Source organism: Nocardia sp. NPDC051787 (assembly GCF_040681325.1).
GTDB lineage: Bacteria > Actinomycetota > Actinomycetes > Mycobacteriales > Mycobacteriaceae > Nocardia.
This window is the reverse complement of sequence record NZ_JBFAYO010000029.1, coordinates 20,389-41,394: the sequence shown is the minus strand read 5'-3', so window position 1 is coordinate 41,394 and position 21,006 is coordinate 20,389. Positions and strand designations below refer to the sequence as shown.

The 21,006-nt window shown below is 69.2% G+C and carries 20 protein-coding genes; 6 read left to right on the top strand and 14 right to left on the bottom strand.

Annotated features, from left to right (window positions below; genetic code table 11):
* Window positions 1-99 precede the first annotated feature (99 nt).
* A complete protein-coding gene (locus AB0M45_RS26335) occupies window positions 100-975 on the top strand; it encodes a TIGR03619 family F420-dependent LLM class oxidoreductase (RefSeq protein WP_364334590.1) in 876 nt (291 codons plus the stop codon).
* Between the two features lie 4 nt (window positions 976-979).
* Here AB0M45_RS26335 and AB0M45_RS26330 read toward each other — a convergent pair whose 3' ends face one another.
* The 3 genes from AB0M45_RS26330 to AB0M45_RS26320 all read right to left on the bottom strand — a co-directional run bounded on the left by AB0M45_RS26330 (window position 980) and on the right by AB0M45_RS26320 (window position 3,393).
* The gene (locus AB0M45_RS26330) at window positions 980-1,828 is read right to left on the bottom strand and encodes a fructosamine kinase family protein (protein ID WP_364334587.1); all 849 of its coding nucleotides are present in this window, start codon (window positions 1,826-1,828) and stop codon (window positions 980-982) included.
* The gene (locus AB0M45_RS26325; RefSeq protein ID WP_364334584.1) at window positions 1,825-2,604 is read right to left on the bottom strand and encodes a helix-turn-helix transcriptional regulator; all 780 of its coding nucleotides are present in this window, start codon (window positions 2,602-2,604) and stop codon (window positions 1,825-1,827) included. Before AB0M45_RS26325 ends, AB0M45_RS26330 begins: the two co-directional genes overlap by 4 nt.
* Before the next feature lie 165 nt (window positions 2,605-2,769).
* Window positions 2,770-3,393: a hypothetical protein gene (locus AB0M45_RS26320; protein WP_364334581.1), complete on the bottom strand. Its 624-nt coding sequence runs from the start codon at window positions 3,391-3,393 to the stop codon at window positions 2,770-2,772.
* An 811-nt stretch (window positions 3,394-4,204) separates the two neighbouring features.
* Between AB0M45_RS26320 and AB0M45_RS26315 the strand changes: the two genes are divergently transcribed.
* Entirely contained in the window at window positions 4,205-4,435 is a 231-nt protein-coding gene (locus AB0M45_RS26315; RefSeq protein WP_364334578.1) for a DUF6480 family protein, read from the top strand.
* Between the two features lie 70 nt (window positions 4,436-4,505).
* On the opposite strand, the gene AB0M45_RS26310 is transcribed toward AB0M45_RS26315, so the two are convergent.
* From AB0M45_RS26310 to AB0M45_RS26290, 5 genes are all read right to left on the bottom strand, one after another.
* On the bottom strand, window positions 4,506-5,345 hold the full coding sequence (locus AB0M45_RS26310; protein WP_364334575.1) for an SDR family oxidoreductase: 840 nt from the start codon (window positions 5,343-5,345) through the stop codon (window positions 4,506-4,508).
* Window positions 5,346-5,400: 55 nt separating this feature from the next.
* Window positions 5,401-5,961 (bottom strand): hemerythrin domain-containing protein, encoded by a 561-nt coding sequence (locus tag AB0M45_RS26305; protein WP_364334572.1) that lies wholly within the window; start codon window positions 5,959-5,961, stop codon window positions 5,401-5,403.
* Between the two features lie 20 nt (window positions 5,962-5,981).
* Window positions 5,982-7,763, bottom strand: a complete 1,782-nt coding sequence (locus AB0M45_RS26300; protein ID WP_364334569.1) for a thiamine pyrophosphate-requiring protein — start codon at window positions 7,761-7,763, stop codon at window positions 5,982-5,984.
* Window positions 7,764-7,879: 116 nt separating this feature from the next.
* Complete coding sequence (locus AB0M45_RS26295) at window positions 7,880-12,484, bottom strand: cation-translocating P-type ATPase (RefSeq protein WP_364334566.1); 4,605 nt, start codon at window positions 12,482-12,484, stop codon at window positions 7,880-7,882.
* Between the two features lie 88 nt (window positions 12,485-12,572).
* A complete protein-coding gene (locus tag AB0M45_RS26290; RefSeq protein WP_364334563.1) occupies window positions 12,573-13,766 on the bottom strand; it encodes a zinc-dependent alcohol dehydrogenase in 1,194 nt (397 codons plus the stop codon).
* 216 nt (window positions 13,767-13,982) lie between these two features.
* Here AB0M45_RS26290 and AB0M45_RS26285 point away from each other — a divergent pair, with 216 nt between their 5' ends.
* Window positions 13,983-15,446 (top strand): ornithine decarboxylase, encoded by a 1,464-nt coding sequence (locus AB0M45_RS26285; RefSeq protein ID WP_364334560.1) that lies wholly within the window; start codon window positions 13,983-13,985, stop codon window positions 15,444-15,446.
* Window positions 15,447-15,479: 33 nt separating this feature from the next.
* Complete coding sequence (locus tag AB0M45_RS26280; protein WP_364334557.1) at window positions 15,480-16,091, top strand: NAD(P)H-dependent oxidoreductase; 612 nt, start codon at window positions 15,480-15,482, stop codon at window positions 16,089-16,091.
* 35 nt (window positions 16,092-16,126) lie between these two features.
* Here AB0M45_RS26280 and AB0M45_RS26275 read toward each other — a convergent pair whose 3' ends face one another.
* On the bottom strand, window positions 16,127-16,621 hold the full coding sequence (locus tag AB0M45_RS26275) for a hemerythrin domain-containing protein (protein ID WP_364334554.1): 495 nt from the start codon (window positions 16,619-16,621) through the stop codon (window positions 16,127-16,129).
* Between the two features lie 113 nt (window positions 16,622-16,734).
* Here AB0M45_RS26275 and AB0M45_RS26270 point away from each other — a divergent pair, with 113 nt between their 5' ends.
* Complete coding sequence (locus AB0M45_RS26270; RefSeq protein WP_364334551.1) at window positions 16,735-17,253, top strand: CinA family protein; 519 nt, start codon at window positions 16,735-16,737, stop codon at window positions 17,251-17,253.
* A gap of 12 nt (window positions 17,254-17,265) precedes the next feature.
* On the opposite strand, the gene AB0M45_RS26265 is transcribed toward AB0M45_RS26270, so the two are convergent.
* From AB0M45_RS26265 to AB0M45_RS26245, 5 genes are all read right to left on the bottom strand, one after another.
* Window positions 17,266-17,439 carry a CDGSH iron-sulfur domain-containing protein gene (locus AB0M45_RS26265; protein WP_364334548.1) on the bottom strand — a complete coding sequence of 58 codons (174 nt, stop codon included), beginning with the start codon at window positions 17,437-17,439 and terminating at the stop codon, window positions 17,266-17,268.
* A gap of 10 nt (window positions 17,440-17,449) precedes the next feature.
* Window positions 17,450-18,103, bottom strand: coding sequence for a HemK2/MTQ2 family protein methyltransferase (locus AB0M45_RS26260; protein ID WP_364334734.1), 654 nt, complete (start codon window positions 18,101-18,103; stop codon window positions 17,450-17,452).
* Between the two features lie 31 nt (window positions 18,104-18,134).
* Window positions 18,135-19,151 (bottom strand): iron-containing redox enzyme family protein, encoded by a 1,017-nt coding sequence (locus AB0M45_RS26255; protein WP_364334545.1) that lies wholly within the window; start codon window positions 19,149-19,151, stop codon window positions 18,135-18,137.
* A 28-nt stretch (window positions 19,152-19,179) separates the two neighbouring features.
* Window positions 19,180-19,515 (bottom strand): Lsr2 family protein, encoded by a 336-nt coding sequence (locus tag AB0M45_RS26250; protein WP_364334542.1) that lies wholly within the window; start codon window positions 19,513-19,515, stop codon window positions 19,180-19,182.
* Between the two features lie 162 nt (window positions 19,516-19,677).
* The gene (locus AB0M45_RS26245; protein ID WP_364334539.1) at window positions 19,678-20,322 is read right to left on the bottom strand and encodes a hypothetical protein; all 645 of its coding nucleotides are present in this window, start codon (window positions 20,320-20,322) and stop codon (window positions 19,678-19,680) included.
* A 145-nt stretch (window positions 20,323-20,467) separates the two neighbouring features.
* On the opposite strand from AB0M45_RS26245, the gene AB0M45_RS26240 reads away from it, so the two are divergent.
* Window positions 20,468-20,764 carry a hypothetical protein gene (locus AB0M45_RS26240; protein WP_364334536.1) on the top strand — a complete coding sequence of 99 codons (297 nt, stop codon included), beginning with the start codon at window positions 20,468-20,470 and terminating at the stop codon, window positions 20,762-20,764.
* Window positions 20,765-21,006 lie beyond the last annotated feature (242 nt).

The window sequence follows — 21,006 nt, the reverse complement described above, 5'->3', positions numbered from 1 at the left end:
CCTCGGTACGACCGAGGTGGCCCGGCTCCGTCTACTCGGTCCGCGGGCACCGCGCCGGGACCCGTGCGGCGCGCTCGACGCGCCAGAAAGGCAACTGACATGCGCTTCACCTATGCCGAGACGATGACGGATCCGTCGTATTACCTTCCGCTCGCCAAGGCCGCCGAGGAGGCGGGCTACACGTCCATGGCGGTGGCCGACAGCGTGGCGTACCCGAAGGAATCCGAGGCGAAGTATCCGTACACGCCGGATGGAAGCCGGGAGTTCTTGGCAGACAAGCCGTTCATCGAGGCATTCGTGCTGAGCGCGGCGATGGCGGCGGTGACCACCACGCTGCGTTTCACGCCGTTCGTGCTGAAGCTGCCGATCCGGCCGCCGGTGCTGGTGGCCAAACAGGCCGCCTCGGTCGCCGCGCTCAGCGGCAACCGGTTCGGTCTCGGCGTCGGAATCAGCCCCTGGCCGGACGATTTCGAGATCATGGGCTTGCCGTTCGACAAGCGCGGCGCACGCATGGACGAATGCATCGACATCGTGCGCGGCCTCTCGGCGGGCGGGTACTTCGAGTACCACGGGCAGTTCTACGACATTCCGCCGATCAAGATCACCCCGGTGCCGACCGAACCGGTGCCGATCCTCGTGGGCGGGCACAGCAAGCCCGCACTGCGGCGGGCCGCGCAGCGCGGAGACGGGTGGATGCACGCCGGGGGCGACGGCGCGGAACTGGACCGACTGCTGGCCGAACTCGACACCCTGCGCGCCGAGTACGGGACGCGCAAGGACTTCGAGGTGCATGTCATCTCGGTGGACGGATTCACCGTCGACGGCGTCAAACGCCTGGAGGACAAAGGGATCACGGACGTGATCGTCGGATTCCGGCTGCCCTACACCACCGAGCAGGACACCGAGCCGCTGGAGACGAAGATCGCCCATCTGTCCCGCTTCGCGGAGAAGGTCATCGCGCGGGTGAACGGGTGAGGTATCAGGACCCGAGCGCCGCGGTGGCCGCGGCGAGCGTCTGCGCACGATAGCCGGCGCCGAACAACGCGACGTGCACCAGGAGGGGATGCAACTGGTGCAGCGGAGTGCGGGCTTGCCACCCGTCGGCGAGCGGGTGGGTCTCGTCATAGGTGGCGCGGATGCGATCCAGGTGCGGGGCGCCGAAGAGGGCCAGCATGGCGAGGTCGGTCTCGCGGTGACCGCCGTGAGCGGCGGGATCGATGAGCATCGCGCGTTCCCGCGTCCACAGGATGTTGCCCGACCACAGGTCGCCGTGGATGCGGGACGGGGGTTCGGCGGGACCGGCGAGGTCGTCGATACGGTCGATGACGCGTTCCACCACGCGGATTCCGTCGGCACCGAGATGCGCGGCCGCGCGCGGCAGGTACGGCGCGAGGCGGTGCTCGGCGTACCACCGCGACCATGCACCGTCCGCGGGAGCGTTGAGCAGCGGGAGGCTCGCGATCCAGCCCGCCCACGGCGCGCCGAAGCGTTCGGGCCGGTCGGCATGCAGTGCGGCCAGTTCGCGGCCGAATCGCTCGGCGGCCGCGGGGGTGGGGCGGGTCTCGTCCAGCCAGGGCAGCACCAGCATCTGGTCATCGGCCGCCAGCACCCGCGGCACCAGTGCGTCGGTGTCCGCCTTGCCCAGCCAGCCCAGCCCCGCCGCTTCGGACGCGAAGACCGGCGTCGGCTCGGCCGAAGCCTTGACGAAAACCCGGTGGCCATCGGACAATTCGGCGCGGTGCAGCGTCCACGCGTGGCTCGCTCCGAGGTCGGTGATCGCGCGGACCGGTGCGCCGAGCAGGGCGCGGAGCCGCTCGGTGCGGGTCATCGGGCGTGCGCGGTGAGGCGCTTCATGGTGTCCTCGTCGGCGGGGAAGAACGACTCGATGGCCAGTTCGGCGACAGTGACGTTCATCGGGGTACCGAACACCGTTGTCACGCTGAGCAATGACAGCTCGTGTCCCTCGTGCTCGATCCGCAGCGGGACCACCGCCTGATCGGGTTCCGGGAGCGCCGGCTCCACTTCGCCGCCCGGATAGGACCGCAGCTCCTCGAGCAGATCGGCCAAGTCCCTGGAGCCGGTGACCTCGGCCTGTCGTGCCAAACGGGCGAAGATATGGCCGCGCCATTCGGCGAGGTTGCGGATGCGGCCGGCCATGCCGTCAGGATGCAGGCTCAACCGCAGCGTGTTCACCGGTGGCGTCGCCAGAGCGGGGTCGATGCCCGCGATCAGCACGGCTACCCCGCTGTTGGCGTCGATCATCGTCCAGTTCTGATCGATGGCCAGCGCCGGATAAGGCTCGTGACCGGCGAGGATCTGACGCATGGCGCCGCGGATGGCGTCCATGGCGGGCGTGTCGAGAGCCGGTTGGGCGTAGGCGGGGGCGTAACCCGCGGCGAGCAACAGGCGGTTGCGTTCGCGCAGCGGGATGTCCAGGTGTTCGGACAAGTGCACGATCATCGTCCGGCTCGGCGTGGCGCGCCCGGTCTCGATGAAACTCAGGTGCCGCGCCGAAGTCTCGGCCCTTCCAGCCAGCTCCAGCTGGCTCAGTCGGCGTTCCAGACGCCAATGCCGCAGCAGGTCACCAGCTGTTGGGGTAGTCACTCCCCCGATCCTACGAACGCCAACCCGGCCGGGCGATTACCTCTCGGGTAATCGACACCGATACCGCCGCGCATGCTCACGGCGGCATCCGCCTTGTGCGTTCCCGGCGCGGGGCATGAAGCATCCGGCCGGGAAACCCACGCTCCGGCCGGATGTCGGATGATGTCACGCCATCTCGGGGACGCGCAGGTGCGCGAACGCCAGATCGAACTCCGCTACCTCGAGCACGTTGGCGCCGACCCGCTGGGTCGCCGCCGCCCTGACCCGATTCGTCTGTTCACGATTGGCGTCCATCGCGCCGCGGCTGGACCAGACGGTCGCGCCCACCGCTCGACCGGTGGATCGGTCGACGAACAGACTGGCGCTGCAGAACCCATCGATCATCTCGGTCTGCGGCAGCACTTCCATCTTGAAGGTGTCGATCAGCCGGTCGAGCCGCTCCGGGTCGAGCTGAACCCACGTGCACCGAGCGCAGGCGCTGTCACCGGCCGGATGGTCGCGGTGCAGGGCCGCGATCTCCCATTCTTCGACCAGATCGACCCGACCGTCGAGCCTGCGGGCCATACCGTCGCGCAATGGCTGGACCCGACCGCGGCTGCCGTGCATCGCGGCGTCGGATTCCCACGCCGTCGTGGCGATGCAGCGTCCCGTCGACCGATCGGCCAGCAAGGACAGGCCGACCCACCCGTCGATCTCGGGGAGTTTCGGCATCACTTCATCGCGGAGGTATGCGAGCCCGTCGTCGATCGACGACGGCTGGGCCGTAATTGTGCTGGAACGTGCGTACACGGGCCAACCTCCTGCCCTGGTCAGGGCGGCGCCCCGGTGGCGCCACCGGACATATTCACCTTCCTCCACCCTGCGCGTGCGCGCAATGCCCGGCTCCTTCGCGCATTATCCGGCTGCCCGGAGCGCATGCCGAAATTTCTTTCGAGAATGCGTTCACCATAGAAAGCGTCCGAATAACTGAAATCAAGCCCGGCGGCAGTCACCGGAGATATTGCCGCGTGCACTTATTCAATTCAGGAATGATCGCGGCCTGATCACGGAGCCATTTGCGCTATGCGGCGCGACGCCCGCTTATCGCGTTGGCGCGCTGCGCCGATCATCCGTCGAGATACGCGTGCATGCCTCCGGTGAGCCGCTCGATCCCCGGTGGCAGGCCCGAGACGGCCTCGGCTATCACGTGCTCAGCCGAGGAGATCCGCTTCGTCCGTCGTGAGAAAGTGCAGGGATGAATACGGCCGTGACGCCCGGCGTGCGATTGGTGGTGTTGTGCACGGTCATGACTGTGGGGGCGGCGGTGGTGTACCGGATCGCGGGGCTCGGGCCGGTGCCGGTAATCACTCTTGATCGGGACTGCGGCCGCGGCCGACCGGAGCGACTACGGCGAATATCCCGCACGTCGATTGGGCATCGGGGTACCGGGTAGGTCCCAGACATGGAATTGTTGGTGATCATAGGACTCGCGGTACTGGTCGGCGCGGTGATTCTGTCCCGCAAGAAGTCCGGCAAGCGACCTGATGCACCCGAAGTACCCGGAAACGATGGCGAATAGGGAGCAAGCCATGAGCGAGCGCAGCGGCAATGAGGCGGGGGCATGAGCGCGATGGATCCCGATCCCGGGAGGACGCCGGATCTGGACCCCGGCGGCGGCGTACCGCCGGGCTCCACACCACCGGAGACCCCGCAGACGTCCGGTCTGTCCGCGCCGGAGCCTACGACCAGGCACCACTTCCCCATCACCGGGGTCGCGGCGATGGTCGTCACGGTCGTGGTCGTCTTGGTTTTCCTGGCGGCGGCGGTCGCGATCGTCGTGTCGATGCTGTGACTCGCGGCGGCTCGGGTCGCGGCGAGACGGCCGGACGCGCACTGGGACGACCGGCCGCGGTCGTTCGTGCTCAGAGGATGGGCCTGCCGCCGGTGACGGCGACGCGGGCGCCGGAAATGTAGCTGCCGTCCTCGGAAGCCAGCAGCACATACGTCGCGGCGAGTTCGGCCGGTTGACCGGTGCGGCCCAGCGGTGTGTCGTCACCGAAGTGGGTGACCTTCTCGACCGGCATGGTCGAGGGGATCAGCGGTGTCCAAATCGGTCCCGGCGCGACACTGTTGACCCGGATGCCGCGCTCCCCCAGCAACTGGGCGAGGCTGGCGGAGAAGTTCGCGATGGCCGCCTTGGTCGCCGCGTACGGCGCCAAAGTCGGCGAGGGCATGTCGGAGTTGACCGATGAGCTTCCGATGATCGAAGACCCCGGCGGCATGTGCGGCAGGGCCGCTTTCACCAGATAGAAATAGGCGTTGATATTCAGTTTGACGGTGTGCTCGAATTCTTCGTCGCTGATCTCCTCGAGATTGTCGTGCGTCATCTGAAAAGCCGCATTGCTCACCAACACGTCGACTTTGCCGAATTCGCGGACCGCCCGTTCGATGGCGGCGCGGCAGTGGTCGGCGTCGGCGAGGTCGCCGGGCATGAGCACGGCCTTGCGCCCGGCGCGTGTGACGAGGTCGGCGACCTCTTTCGCGTCCTCGTCCTCGTTCAGGTAGGAGATCAGCACGTCCGCGCCTTCGCGCGCGTAGGCGATCGCCACCGCCCGGCCGATCCCGCTGTCGGCGCCGGTGATCACGGCGGCTTTGCCGGTCAATTTGCCGGACCCGCGGTAGCTGTCCTCACCGCAGTCCGGAACCGGATTCATTCGGGCCTGCGTACCTGGCACTTCTTGCTGCTGCTCGGGAAACCCCATGGTCGATCTCCTCTTCTGCGATTCTCGGCTTGCGCGGGCCGCGGCGCGCGTGCGGTTACAGGTCTTGCGTGCTCCGCCAGTCCCGCACCGCGTCACGGGCCCGGTCGAACAGCGCCAAGGGCGGCCCCGCTATCAGATTGGCGATCGCGGACTCGCCCGCGTGTGGGTGCGGGCGGGTGGGCGCGACGGCCTCGGCGGCTCGCACCGACCCGGCCATGCGCCGTAGCTGTGTGGACGAGTACTGGGCACGCAGCAGGGTGAACTCCTCGGCCTCCTCGTGCGCGGCGTGCTCGACCACGGCGTCGGCGAACGCGGCAAGCTTGGTATCGAACTCCGGATGATCCACACCGAGGTCGTACAGTTCCGTCAGCGCCCGTTTGGCCTCGTTCTCCTCCGCCAGCCGGGGTTTCACCACCTCGTCGTCGGCGCCGAAACGGGCACGTCCGGCAACCGGGTGCACGACCTCCTCCTCGGCGCTTTCGTGCACCGCCAGCAGCCGCACCAGGTCGGTGAACAGGTCTTGTTTCGCGTCGTTGCCCGCGCTCAACCGCTCGAGCAGCGAGGTGATCTCCTCGTGCTGGGCGGTGAGCAGGTCGACGACATCCTGATCGGGCATCACGGCACTCGCTTCTGTCGTTACGGAATGAACTCCTGGGCTTTGGTTTTCGCGCCCTGGGCCAGCAGGTGCCAGGCGCCGGGATCGCCGCGCAGCACGGCTTCGGCGGTGTCCTTCATCTCGTCCCAGGTGGCATGCGGCGGGATGGGCGGCACCTCGGGGTCGCAGTGGACGTCGAGCAGCACCGGGCTGTCGGCGTGCAGGGCGCAGTCCCACGCCGAGGCGAGGTCGTCGGGTGACTGCACGGTGAGCCCGGTCAGGCCCGCGCTGCGCGCGATATCGGCGTAGGAGACGTCGGGCAGCGTCTGCGATTCCTCGAATTTCGGTGCGCCGCCCATGGCGCGCAACTCCCAGGTGACCTGGTTGAGGTCGTTGTTGTGGAAGACGCAGACGACCAGTCGCGGATCCGCCCAGCGCCGGTGGTAGCGGGCGATGGTGAGCAGTTCGGCCAGGCCGTTCATCTGCATCGCGCCGTCACCCACCAACGCGATCACCGGGCGGTCGGGGTGGGCGAACTTCGCGCCGATGGCGTAGGGGACGCCGGGGCCCATGGTGGCCAGCGTGCCCGACAGCGAGCCACGCATCTGTCCGCGGAAGCGCAGACAGCGTGCATACCAGTTGGTGGAGGATCCGGAATCCGCCGTCACGATGGCGTTGTCGGGGATGCGTTCGGACAGCTCCCAGACCACCCGCATCGGATTGACCGGTTTCGCCGCCAGCATGGATTGCCGTTCGACGGTCTGCCACCAGCGGGCCACGTTCTTCTCGATCGTCTCCCGCCATGCCCGGTCGTCTTTGCGTTTGACCAGCGCAAGCAGTTCGGCAAGAGTGGATTTGGCGTCTCCGACGAGATTCACCTCGGTCGGATAGCGCATCCCGATCATGGTGCCGTCGATATCGATCTGTATCGCGCGTGCCTGCCCGAGTTCGGGCAGGAACTGCGAGTAGGGAAAGTTCGATCCGACGATCAGCAGTGTGTCGCAGTCGCGCATCAACTCGTAACTGGGCCTGCTGCCGAGCAGCCCGATCGACCCGGTGACGAAGGGCAGGTCGTCGGACAAGACGTCCTTGCCCAGCAGCGCTTTCGCCACGCCCGCGCCGGTGCGCTCGGCGATCTCGACGACCTCCGCGGCGGCCGAGCGGGCGCCTTGGCCGATCAGGATCGCGACCCGCGATCCGGCATCGAGCACGTCAGCGGCGCGTTGGATGTCCTGGTGCGCGGGAACGACGGCCGTCGTGGGCAGTCCCGGCGGACTGGAGGGCACCTGTTTGAACGCGTGCTGCGGCGGGCGGTACTGCTCCTCCTGCAGATCGGACGGGATGATCACCGCGGTCGGGGCCCTGCGCGCGGCCGCGATGCGGAACGCGCGGTCCAGCGCGTTGGGTAACTGGCTTGCGACGTTCACCTCGACCAGGTAATCGGAGGCGACGTCTTTGAACAGGCTCTGCAGGTCGACCTCCTGCTGGTAGCTGCCGCCCATCGCGCTGCGCGCGGTCTGCCCGACGATCGCGACCACCGGCACGTGGTCGAGTTTCGCGTCGTACAAACCGTTGAGCAGATGGATCGCCCCCGGCCCGGATGTCGCGGTACACACGCCCACCTTGCCGCTGAACTTGGCGTAGCCGGTGGCTTGGAAGGCCGCCATCTCCTCGTGGCGGGCTTGGATGAACGCCGGGTCGTCGTCCGCGCGGCCGAATGCGGCGATCAGGCCGTTGATACCGTCGCCGGGATAGCCGAAGACCTGCTGGACGCCCCATTCCCGCAGACGCCGCACGACGTAGTCACCGACCTGTTGAGCCATGGGTTCCTCCATAAGGTGTGCCGGTGGCGGGGTTCCGTCGCCAGCCGGATACCCGGGCGGTCACCGACCAATCAGCGGGCGTTCCCGGCGCTGGACACGACGCCGAAGGCACCGGTCTACCCGGTCGGCGGTTCGGGGAGCAACCGGGGCAGGATCGCGGCAGCGGCGGTGGCCGTCGCCGCGCAGCTTGTCGCGAGCCCCCATCCGACCGGGCCCAGCGGACGGCACCCGAAGTAGGTGCACAACCCCGGTGTCATCACCACGGCGCCGAGCACCGCTCCGCTCGCCGCGGTGGTGACCCAGACCAGCGGGCTGCGGTAGCCCGATACCAGCGTCTGCCCGAGCTGCGTGCCGATGAGCGCGACCAGGCCGATGGTGGCGGCGCGGCGTTGCGTGCCGGTCAAGCGGCCCAGGGTCCAGGCGACGGATGCGCTGGTGGCCGTCGTGACACCACGGACGGCGAGGGTGCGCAGCAGATCCGGGCCCAGATGCGCGACCGGGAGCTCGGCGAGCTGTTCGGACGCCCGCTGCGCCCGGACCTGCGGATCGTCCGCGTCCTCCGGATCGGCGGTGTCCCGATCGCGCGACAGCGCCAGCGCCATGGCCGGGAACATATCGGTCAGCATGTTCACCAGCAGGAATTGCCGGGTGCGCAGCGGGGCGTGGCCACTGACGGCGGTGCCGTACAGCGTGAAGGCCACTTCGCCCGCGTTGCCGCCGACCAGCACGCCGACCGCGTCGGTGACGCGCTGCCACATACCGCGCCCTTCGATGAGGGCGTGCAGCAACGCCAGCGGGTCGGGATGGGTGAGCACCATGTCGGCGGCGTTGCGGGCGGCCGCGGAACCCTGTGCCGCCAAGCCGATTCCGACGTCGGCGGTGCGGATCGCGGCGGCGTCGTTGCTGCCGTCGCCGGTCATGCCGACGACGTGGCCCGCCCGGCGCAGCGCGGCGATGATGCGCACCTTCTGTTCCGGGGCGACCCGGGCGAAGACGGTCCCGCGTTCGATCAGCTCGGCCTGCGCGGTGTCGTCCCTGCCGTCCAGGTCGGCGCCGGTGACCACCTCGCCCGGATCTATGCCCAGCTGCCGGGCCACCGCCGCCGCGGTCACGGGGTGGTCGCCGGTGATCATGCGGACGCTGATGTCGTTGCGCCGCAGCGCGGTGACGAGCGGAAGGGTCTGCGGGCGTGGGGTGTCGGCCAAGCCGAGGAAGCCGAGCAAGGTGAGTTGTTCGACCGCGGCCTCGACGTCCTGCGGTGTAGTGCGCAGGTCGCGGCGTGCCACCACCAGCACCCGCAGCCCCTGCTCGGCGAGATCCCGCACCGCCTGTTCGGCGCGCTCGCGGAAGCCGTCGCTCAGCGGGCTGTCGGTGCCGCCCAGCCGGACCCTGGTGCACCGCGACAGGACCACCTCGGGCGCGCCCTTCACGATCAGTCGCAGTTTGCGGGTGGTGTGGCCGAGCGCGGCGGCGTAACCGCGGTTGGACTCGAACGGGATCTCCTCGATCGGATCCCAGCGGTGGGCGTCCTCGCCGAGTACCTCCTCGGCGGCTTCGACCACCGCGCGGTCGGTGGCATGCAGGATCGGGCCTTCGGCGGGATCGGGGCAGGCGCGGGCCGCCGCACGGAGCAACGTGCGGGCGGCATCGGAGTCCGCGTCCGGTGGCCACTGCTCATCGAGGCCGGCCAGGGTGGTCAGGCGCAGGCGGCCCTCGGTGAGGGTGCCGGTCTTGTCGAAGCACAGTGTGTCCACCCGGCCCAGCGCCTCGACGGTCCGGCTGGCGCGGACCAGCACGCCGTGCCGGGAGAGCCTGCGGGCGGCCGCGAGCTGGGCCACCGTGGCCACCAGCGGCAGTCCCTCGGGTACCGCGGCGACCGCGACGGCCACGCCGTCGGCGATCGCGGTCCGCAGCGACCTGCCGCGCAGCATCCCCAACCCGGTCACGACGCCTCCGCCGGTCAAGGTCAGCGGTAGCGCGCGGTCGGTCAACCGGCGCAATTGCGCTTGCACGCCGCCCTTTTCGGGTGGCATGGCACCGGCGGCGGCTCGTCCCGCCTGGGTGTCGTCGCCGACCGCGACCACCACCGCGCGACCCGTTCCGTTGACCACGGTGCTGCCTTCGAAGACCATGCAGGCGCGGTCCCCCACCGCCGCGCCGGGGGTCGCGGCGACCTGCTTGTCGACGGTCACCGACTCGCCGGTGAGTCCGGATTCGTCCATCTCCAGGTCGTCGGTGTGCAGCAGCCGTGCATCGGCGGGAACCACGTCCCCGGCCCGCAGCACTATGACGTCGCCCAGGATGAGCAGGTTCGCGGGCAGGCGGTGTTCGCGCGGCTCGTCCGCGTCCAGTTCGGCGCGGTCGATCACGCGGCCGGTGAGCTGCTCGCGCTCGAACAAGTGGTGCAGCGCGTCCTCCGCGCGCTGGCGCTGCCACGCCGACACCAGTGCGTTGACCGCGAGCACCGACGACAGCAGCACCGCGTCCGACGGCGCGCCGAGTACGGCGGTGGCGACCGCACCGACCCCGAGAATCGGGGTGAGCGGATCGGCCAGTTCACGGCGCAGCTGCCGCGCGAACGACGCCGCCGAGGTGACGACGGTCATGCCCGGGATGCGGGCCGCTCGGCTCGGCTCGGTGCGCTCCTGCACCGGAACGGGCTCCGGCAACCGGCTCAGCACCTCGCTTGGTTCCAGCGCGTGCCAGGGCAACAGCGGGGCGAGCGCGGTGGGTGGCTCGGCCCGCGCCGCGCGCCACCCGCTGTAGGCGCCGGTGAAGAATCCCGTGTAGTGCGCGGCGGCCATCGGCGAAGCGGTGCCGCGCGCGTCCGGGGCGACGGCGAGCAGCAGGCCGCCCAAGGCGGCCGCCGACAGAGCCAGCGAGCGGCCGCGTTCGCTCACCTGGCGAGCCGGAGCGACGGTGGCCAGGATCCGGTCCACCTGCGCGAGGTCGCGGCAGACCACGTCCGCGGTCCACGGCAACTGCAGTACACCGTCTTCCCGACGGGCCAGCCCGATCGCCACGTCGGCCGTCGCCAGCGCCCTGTGCGCGCGCGAACTCAGCGCGGCGACCACGTGCCCGTCCTGCTGCAGATCACGCACCAGCTTGCTCAGCGAGCGGGCGGGGGTGAGGAAGTCGTCGGACATCGACCGCAACTCGGCGGCGTCGGCATCGGCGACGAGGATCACGCGTAACCCGGCGCTGCGCGCTCGGCCGAGTACCGCGTGCGCGCGGCGATCGAGTTCGCGTCCGATCAGGACCCGGCCCACCGTCCTGCCGTTGTCCTGGAGTTCCCGCCATACCGGGCGGCGCGCCACACCGCGATCCGGCTTCCCCGTTCCGGCGTAGACCAACCGTTGCCCCCGGCCCGGCGATCGAGACTCGGAGTCCGCGGATTGCCCGTCGCCGGCGGAGCTTTTCTCGGTGTCCTCGGCCCAGAGCAGACGCTGACTCGCGCTCCATACCTCGGCGATCGACCATCGATCGTCGGTGGTCTCGGCGTCGAGCACCATGCGGCGCGAGGTCAGCAGCGCCTCCCCGTCCACGACCAGCGCGGACAGGCGGTCCAGCCGCCGCCAGGCGCCGGGGTGCAGGGTGAGCGCGCCCGCCCGCCCGAGCAGCGTGGAAACCATGGCGCCGAACGCCTCGCGGCTGGCCCGCGCCGCCTTCGGCGCACCGAGTTCCAACGCGGCGGCCGCGCCGAGCAAGCCGCGCCCGCCCAGGGCAGCGCTGACCGCACCCGCGAGCGCGCCCGCGGCGGTTTCGTCGGCGACTCGTTCGACCGGTCCCCGCGGCATCTCGACTACCCGCGAGGACGGTGACAGCGGTTCGCGCACCTCGGCGGGGCGGCGGTCGACCTCGGGCTCCCAGCGCTGCCATTGCGCATACCTGGTCAGCGCCTCGGTCAGGGTGAAGCCGCGGTACACGGCGTCCACTGCGAGGTTCGCGATGCCCTCGGCGGCGCGGCTGCCCAGCGCATTGCCGACGGCGTTGGCCGCGACGAGCACCATATCCGTGCGCGGGCGGCCGAGGCGATCCTCCAGCAGTCCGCGCACCCGGGGCTGGGTGTCGACGAGGACGGCCGCCGCGCGCAACAGCCGCGCCGGTCCGCGCAGCGGCAGCACCGCACCCGCCGCCGACAGTCCGATCGCGCACACGTCGCCCGCGAACTGGATTCCAGCCGCCAGCAAGGGTTCTCGATCGTCGGGGTATTCGCAGTCGCGGCCCCAGTCGATGTCCTCGACCGCGGTGGCGGCCTCGACCGACTCGATGGCCGCGACGAGGGCGGGCAGGTCGGCCGCGCCGTGGGCGAGGGCGGCGACCACGCGGCCGGTCACCGCGTTCACCCGCCACCAACGCACGTCGCGGCTGCGATCGAGGGTGCGCCGCAGCGCCTGCGTGACGGCCTCGCTCCGGCCGGAGTCCAGGCCGCGCACCTCCACCGTGGCGCGGTCGTCGTGCACCGCCACCCGGCGCCGGGACCGGAGCGCGTGCGGGTCGACCAAGGCCGCGAACTCGTCGCGCAGTTCCTCCTCGCGTCCCAGGTTCAGCAGCGACGCGCCCGCCCGCGCGCCCGCCGCGACGGCCTGCACGGGTGCCTGCGCCGCCTTGACGCCCAGATCGACAGCGAACTCCACGCCCGCGCGTGCCGCCTCCGCCGCCACGGCGGTCGGCGCCTCGAGCCACCACGACGACACGACTCCGCGTAGTGAAACAGTCATACTCGGCAGCTACCCAAGGGCGGAACCGACAAACCGGCCTCGAACGCGGTGGGGACGACCGCGTTCGAGACCGGCGCGGGTTGTGCCGTCAGGTGGCGGCGGTCGGATCGAGCACGATCTTCACCGCTCCGTCCGTCTTGTGCTGGAAGATCTCGTACGCCTGCGCGGCATTGGACAGCGGAAGGCGATGGGTGGCAAAGGTTTCCACGCCCAGCGGATCGCCGTCCCGCAGCAGCGGCATGATGTCGTCGACCCATCGTCGGACGTTGGCCTGCCCCATGCGCACCTGAATCTGCTTGTCGAACAGCACGCGCATCGGCAGCGGGTCGAGCATGCCGCCGTAGACGCCGCTCACCGAGATCGTGCCGCCGCGGCGGACGATGTCGATCGCGGAGTTGAGCGCCGCCAGCCGGTCGACGCCCGCGGTGTCCATCACCTTCTGCGCCACGATATCCGGCAGGAACGCCGCCGATCGCTGGGCGGCCGACGCGAACGGCGACCCGTGGGCCTCCATACCGACCGCATCGATCACCGAGTCGGTGCCGCGACCGTCGGTCCAGCCTCGGATGATGTCGCCGATCGGCTCGTCGACGGCGTCGAGATCGATGACCTCGACGCCACGCTCGGCCACCCTGGCGAGGCGTTCGGGCACCCGATCGACACCGATCACACGGAATCCGCGCTGCGCGGCGATCCGGCAGGCCATGTCGCCGATCGGGCCGAGGCCGAGTACCGTCACCGAGCCGCCCTCGGGGACCGCGGCGTATTCCACCGCCTGCCAGGCGGTCGGCAGCACGTCGGACAAGTAGAGGAACCGCGCGTCGTCGGGGCCCTCCGGCACCGTGATGTGGGTGGCGTCGGCGTAGGGCACGCGCAGATATTCGGCCTGACCGCCGGGCACCTGCCCGTAGAGCTTGGAGTAGCCGAAAAGTGCTGCGCCGCAGCCATATTTGCGGACCTGCGTGGTCTCGCACTGACTGGTCAGGCCGGTCCGGCACATGTAGCAGTCACCGCAGCTGATCTGGAACGGGACCACGACGCGGTCGCCGCGCTTCAACTCGGTGACGTCGGAACCGGTCTCCACGACCCGTCCCATCGCTTCGTGACCCAGCACGTCGCCGCTGCTCATGTAGGCGCCCATCACCTCGTACAGATGCAGATCGGATCCGCAGATGCCGCTGGAGGTGACCTCGATGATCGCGTCCGTCGGCGCCTCGATCCGCGGATCGGGCACCGTTTCCACGGCGACTTTACGTCGTCCTTGCCATGTCACTGCCTTCATCCGCGCGCTCCTCCGGTCGGGGGGTCGGTACCTTCCCGGACCTACCCGCGCGCCCGCGCGCGAAACGAACCCGTCCGGGGGTTTGCCACGCGGACGAACCGACCCGCACCGCCGCCGAGCAGCCTTTGTTCGAAACCGCGGCCCGCATCCGGCGGCTGCCGGAACCTACCGGATGACCGGACGTGTGCCACCGCCGATTCCGGGTAGCCGGTAGCCGTGGACCACTCACGAGCTCCCCTGCTGGAAGCACTGGCCGACTATCACCGGCTGGGCCGGTACGGGTTCACGCCACCCGGGCACCGGCAAGGACGCGGTACCGACGAACGCGTCCTGGATGTGATCGGACGAGACGCCTTCCAATCCGACGTTCTGGCCACTGCCGGTCTCGACGACCGCTTGTCCCGCCACGGCTACCTCGCGCGAGCCGAGGCGCTCATGGCCGACGCTGTTCGGGCCGAAACGGCGTTCTTCTCCACCTGCGGCAGTTCGCTGTCGGTCAAGGCGGCCATGATGGCGGTCGCGGGCGGGCACGACGGCGGCCTCCTCGTACCGCGGGACAGTCACAAATCGATTGTCGCGGGACTCATCTTCTCCGGCGTGCAACCGCACTGGATCACTCCTCGATGGGATGCCGAGCAGCACTTCTCGCACCCGCCGTCGCCGCGGCAGGTGCGCCAGGCGTGGGAGGAGCACCCCGACGCCTCGGGTGCGCTGATCGTGAGTCCGAGCCCGTACGGCACCTGCGCGGATATCGCCGCCATTGCCGACATCTGCCATGAACGCGGCAAGCCATTGATCGTCGACGAGGCATGGGGCGCCCACCTGCCGTTCCACGAGGACCTGCCGACCTGGGCGATGGACGCGGGCGCGGATGTCTGCGTGGTCAGCGTGCACAAGATGGGCGCCGGATTCGAACAAGGATCGGTGTTCCACCTGCAAGGCGACCTCGTCGATCCGATCCGGCTCAGCGAATGCGCCGACCTGCTGATGACCACCAGCCCGAACGTGCTGATCTACGCGGCGTTGGACGGCTGGCGCAGACAGATGGTCGAACACGGGCGTGAGTTGCTTGGCGAAGCCTTGCGGGTCGCCGAGCATGCCAGGCGGCAGTTGGAGGAGATTCCCGGAATCGCGGTGCTCGACGACGAGCTGCTCGGTGTCGAAGCCTCCCATGATCTCGATCGCTTGCAGGTGCTGATGGATCTGTCCGGCACCGGGGCCAGCGGCTATCAGGCGGCGGACTGGCTGCGGCAACACCGCCGCCTCGACGTGGGCCTGGCCGATCACCGCCGTTTGCTCGCCACGCTGTCTCTCGGCGACGACAAAGGCACCATTGATACCTTGGTCGACGGAATCAGGGCTTGGCGAGAGCAATTGACCGAGCCCGAGCCCGCGCGCATCGCGCTACCCGCACCCTCCGACCTGCAGTTGGACAGTGTGATGCCGCCTCGCGACGCGTTCTTCGGGCCCGTCGAGTCGGTGCCCGCCTACGACGCGGTGGGCCGGATCGCGGCCGAGCAGCTGACGCCGTACCCACCGGGCATTCCGGTGGTCGTTCCCGGCGAGGTGATCGATCGCGCGGTCGTCGACTATCTGCGCACCGGGCTGGACGCGGGCATGAACGTGCCGGACGCTTCCGATTCGCGGGTGCGCACGATCCGTGTCGTCGCGCGCACGTGACTCGAATTATTGTGCTGCCCAGGAGGTTTCACCATGGCCGGTCCGGTCGCCGTCGCACTCGTGTGCACCCTGAAGAAATCACCCGCCGAATCCAGCAGTGACCTGATCGCACGGCAGGTGCTGGACGCGCTGGAAGAGCACGGCGTGCGCGGCACGGTGCTGCGGGTGGTGGATCACGACGTGTTTCCCGGGGTCCGGGTGGACGAGGGCCCCGGTGATCAGTGGCCACTGATCCGGGAGCGCATCGCGGCGGCCGACATCCTGCTGGTCTCGACGCCGACCTGGCTCGGGCACATGTCGTCGGTGGCGCAGCGCGTGCTGGAGCGGTTGGACGCCGAGTTGTCCGAGACCGATGACGAGGGCAGGCCCGCGATGACCGGCAAGGTCGGCACGGTCGCGGTGGTCGGCAACGAGGACGGCGCGCACAAGATCGTCGCCGACCTGTATCAGGGGCTCAGCGACATCGGATTCACCATACCGGCGCAGGGCTGCACCTACTGGAACGACCAAGCCATGGGTGGCACCGACTACCGAGAGCTGGACTCGGTGCCCAAGGCGGTGGCCTCGGCGACCGCGACACTCGCCAGGAACGCCGCCCACCTGGCCAGGATGCTGAGCGCGCAGCAGTATCCACCCGCCGACTGAGCACCCCGGCGGGTGCCGGCGAGGGATCGACCGGTTCAGGCCAGGACCGCGTCGACGGCCTTCTTCAGCGCCGACGGCTGCGCGGGCGAGGTCGGCGCCTCCTTCCGAAGCTCTTGCATCCGCGCCCCGATTTCCTGAAGTTGCTTGCGACCCAGTTTTTCTCGCACTTGCGAGAACCACTCGTTCTCTTCGTCGTCGATGTGGTGATCGACATTCTCGATCAGGACGGCGGCTTTCGCGGTGAAGTGCTCGTCCTCGGGCTTCATCGTCGCCAGTTCCGCCGCGAGCAGGTCGGCGACGTGATGCTCCTCGAAAGACTCGAGGATGTCTTCTTCCAGTTCCGGGACGAGTTTGCGGACCTCGGGGTACATGCACTCGTTCTCCAGATACGTGTGCACGGTGAGTGCCTCGATGATCTTGTCCACCACACGCTCCTTGGCGGTGTCGGAACCGGCCTTCTCGAACTCACGGAAGAGCTTGCGAATCGCCTTGTGATCGTCGCGCAACAGCACGATCGCGTCGGTGCTCATCGATTTCTCCTTGCGTGGGGATGGTTTTCAGGGCTGGCACCGCCGACATTCCCGCCGCCGCGGCGCCGAAACCGGGCGCGCGCCCTACGGTGATCGCCCGGTCGGGTCGTATCGTGAGCAGAACCCGCAGCGCAGAAGGGATGGACATGGCACACGCCGACGAGCGCGCACACGAGCTGGCCGACCTGGCGCAACGCACCGGGATCACCGTGGCGGTCGCGGAATCGCTGACCTCGGGCCGGCTGGCCGCCACGCTCGGCGCGGCACCCGATTCGGCTGCCTGGTTCCGCGGCGGCGTCGTGGCCTACAGCGCGGAGGTCAAACGCACCGTGCTCGGGGTGCCCGACGTGCCGGTGGTGTCGCGGACCGCGGCCGAAGCGATGGCCGAGGGGGTGCGCTCGTTGCTGAAATCCGTTGCGGCGGTGGCGGTGACCGGGGTCGGGGGGCCGGATCCGCAGGACGGCGAACCGGCCGGTTCGGTCTGGTTCGCGGTGGCCACCGACCACGACGTGCACGCCTGGCACCGCCAGTTCGACGGCGAACCGGACGACGTGCTCGAGCAAACCATCGCCAGCGCCGTCGAGTGGCTGCTCGCGACCGCCCGCGACCTGCGTGCGAACCAGTCCCCGTGAGGTCCGGTCACATCACGACGGGCGGCAATGCTTGCGATGGCTGGTGTCGCAGAACGGATAATCCTTCGAACGCCGGCACAGGCACAGCGCGACCACGAACCGGTCGGAGCGGATCGTTCGACCGTCCGCGGTGACCACTTCGACCGGCCCCTCGATCAAGGCGGGGCCATCAGCGGTCAGCGTCACCCGCCGCCATTCATGGTCGGATTCGATCGGCACGGATCACCACCAGATCTTCCATTCGCTGGCCGGGCTCGATCAGCCCGGCCGCGGCCAGCCAGTCCGCACGGCGGCGCAGGACGGGACCGAACGGCGCGGTCGCCCGGGCCACGATGGCGGCCTTCAATTCGTTCTCGCGCAACCCGGCGAGGGTCGCATCCGGGTCACACAACACCGAATGCACGATCAACGCCATGCCGCGCGGTCTCAGCAGCGCGGGCAACGCCGCGCACAGCTGGTCGAGCACGGCTCGGCCCCGGGTCCCGGCGTTCCAGGCCCGCGCCGATCCGCGGGAGGCGGCGCCTTCCGGAGCGGGCACATAGGGCGGGTTGGCCACCACCAGATCGAAACTGCGCCGACCGAGCACCGCGGCGAAATCACCGCGCAGCACCTCGACGTCGATCCCGCGGACACGGCAGTTCAACCACGCCGACACTGCCGCGGCACGAGAGACGTCCACCGCCGTCACCGTCGCCGCTCCCGCCCGCGCGGCCGCGACGGCCAATGCCCCTGTACCGGTGCACACGTCCAACGCCTCAGCACCACGCGGGACGCCCGCCTCGGACAGGGCACGGACCAGCAGCCACGTGTCCAGCTGCGGTCGATAGACCCCAGGGGCCCGCAACAACATCACAGTCGACGGATAGCCCAGATCCGGCGGGTTAATCGCGGGAGCCGCGCGGTCCACCCTCGACGTCCCGCAACGAACTGCGGCCCGCGCGCCAGGACTCCAGAACGTGGTCGGCGAAGCGGTCCTCGAGCAGATTCGTCGCCTGGATACCGAACACCACCGACTCGGTCAGATGGGGTTCGTGCGCGAGCAGGCTGCCGATCACGCCGGTACGCATCACCTGCTCATGCACGGCATCGGCTTCCACATGCTCGCGATAGAACCGCACGCACGCCGGGTCGGCGGCCAAGCGCCGCAACGCCTCCACCATGCGCTGCGACCCCGGCGGCGAGGTGATCTCCACGGTGGCGAAGTGACCGACCAGCGCACCACGCAGCGATCGATGCAGGCCGAACAGCGACATCATGTTCACCAGCGCGAGCATCGGGGCCGGCACCACGTCCAAATAATGCAGATACTCGGCGTTCAGACCGGCGCCGGCCAGCAGATCGGCATACAGCTGCGCGTGCACGCGCTCGCCTCGGCCGCCACCGAACTCGTCGAATTCGACCGCCACCAGCGATGCCTTGGCTTGGCCGCGCAATCGCGGAATCACCCACGCGTACGGATCGGCTTCCTTGTGGTGATAGATCGAGCGGTGCACGAAGTATTCGCGCATCTGCCACCATTCGCCGTCGTCGCGCAGGAAGCGGATGGGTCCGGCCGGGTCGGCCGGTGTCACGAGCAAATGGTCGAGTTCCGCGTCGAGATCCGCTCCGCCGGGCACGTCGTCACACAGCGCGCGCTGGAACCGCTGTTCCATCGCGGCACGCAGACCCAGCAGACCCGGGTCCCACTCCCATCCTGGATCGACCGGCACGAAGCCGTGGTAGTGCAGCTCGTAACAGGTGTGCAGGGCCAGGTGCAGGTCCTCGCCGTACGGGTCCGCCGGACCCAGCCGGGGCACCGACCGGCCCGGTGTCCCGCGCAGCAGCTCCACGACCGCGTGCGACAACTCGCCGCGCGGCCGTGGCAACTCCTGCGACGGGGCATCCGTAGTGACCGTCATGGTGGTCGCGTACCCCGGTTCGGCGCCGCTACGCGTTGGCCTTCTTGTACGCCTCGACCACTTCGGCGGCTATCCGACCGCGGGCCGACACGTCGATGCCGTTCTGGCGCGCCCATTCCCGGATGACCGTGGCCTGTTCCCGGTCGGTCGCCGACCGTGGCGTGCCGCCGCGGCCCCGGCGCGTACGACCGACCTTGCGCGCGTATGGAACCCACTGCTCGAAGAATTCGCGCAACTGACCGGCATTGTCCGCCGACAAGTCCATCTCGTAGGCCACGCCATCCAACGCGAAAGACACCGTTTCCTCGGCCTGAGACTTGCCGTCGTAGTCATCGACCAGTGTCACGACGACCTTGCGTGCCATAGAGATAATCCCTTCACAGTTACCGAGCCCGTGTAGTCGAAAACAATCGTAGCCAGTAGATAACAGATCGGTTCCTGCCCCGGAACAGGGGGGTCCCCAGAATACTCACCTCCGGGCTACGACGATGCGCCGGCTTCTTCGTCGCACCGCACTCGCGCACGGTCAAGCCGACAGGTCGTCCGACTCGGCTCGGGCCATTTTCACCAGCGCCCCGTGCAGCACCTTCGCCAACTCACCAGCGCGCTCCCCGCGCAACACCACCTCGGTAAAGCCCTCGACCAGCGCCCGGCCGGGATCCAGCAGACCGTGGCCACCACCACCGCCGCCGCGCAGCGACTCGGCGACCAGCGCTCGCATGGCCTCTTGACGAGCCCGGAAACCGCCCGCGATATCCAGCGCACAGGCGAATTCACGCACGAGCGCCGCGTATACCGGCCGCTCGGCGGACCCGCGTCTGCGGCCTTTCCACCGCGCTTTCCCCGGTACCGATCCGGCCGGTGGAATCAAAGCGGCTCTGTCGAGGACGATCCACAGCGCCGGGTCCGCCGGTGGCTCGGTTTGCGAGGGGCGATCCCATATCGAGCGAGGGTTCGGGTTGTCGCGCCGTTCGGTGATCTCGATGCCGCGTAGCGGAATCGGGTACTTCGCGAGCAAGTCGTCCAGAGCGGAGGCGATCTCGCGAACAGCCTGCGCGTCGACATTCGCCGTCTCGAACCCGATGACTTCCAGGCCGTGCCGGGCCGCCATTTCCCGGACAACCCGTGCGGAGTCCGACTCGGGATCAGCGCTGGGCTGGGGGACCGGCACGGACTCCGCAACTGAGCTCGACTGTGGAATAGACCCCAACTCCACACCCATAATGGGCCGCGAAACAGGCTCCGAAACCCCACTCGACGGCGAAACAGACACCGACTCCACAACCCCACTCGACGGCGAAACAGGCCCGGACCCCATGACGGTGTCGGGCCTGGAAACGGAGGACCCTGAATCGACAACCGTGCCGGGCGGCGAATCCGCCCCCGATGCGACAACCGTGCGCGGCGGCGAAACAGACCCCGGCTCGACGGCGATGCTGGGCCGCGAAACAAGCCCGGAGACGGTGCTGGGCCTGGAAACGGAAGACGCTGAATCGACCACGGCGCAGGGCGGCGAATCCGACCCTGAATCGACCACGGCACTTGGCTGTGGACCCGAGCTCGCCCCCGCAGCCGTGCTGGGCTGTGAAACAGGCGCCGCGACCGCGGGCTGAGACTCTGGATGTCGACGGGCAATCGCCGGCACCTCGGTGGACGGACCGATGTTCCGTATCCGGGGCGCGGATACTCGCGCCGCTGTGCTGGATGGGTACGGCCTAGTGGTGCGCCGCGACCAAGGTGTGTCCGCCGGTCTTCGGGACCATGGGGTGGCCTTGGGGACGGAGGCCGCCCGCTCTCCTGACACGGTGTGCTGGTCGTGAGCTGTCTTCTTATCGGTCGAGATAGGCGACTGCCT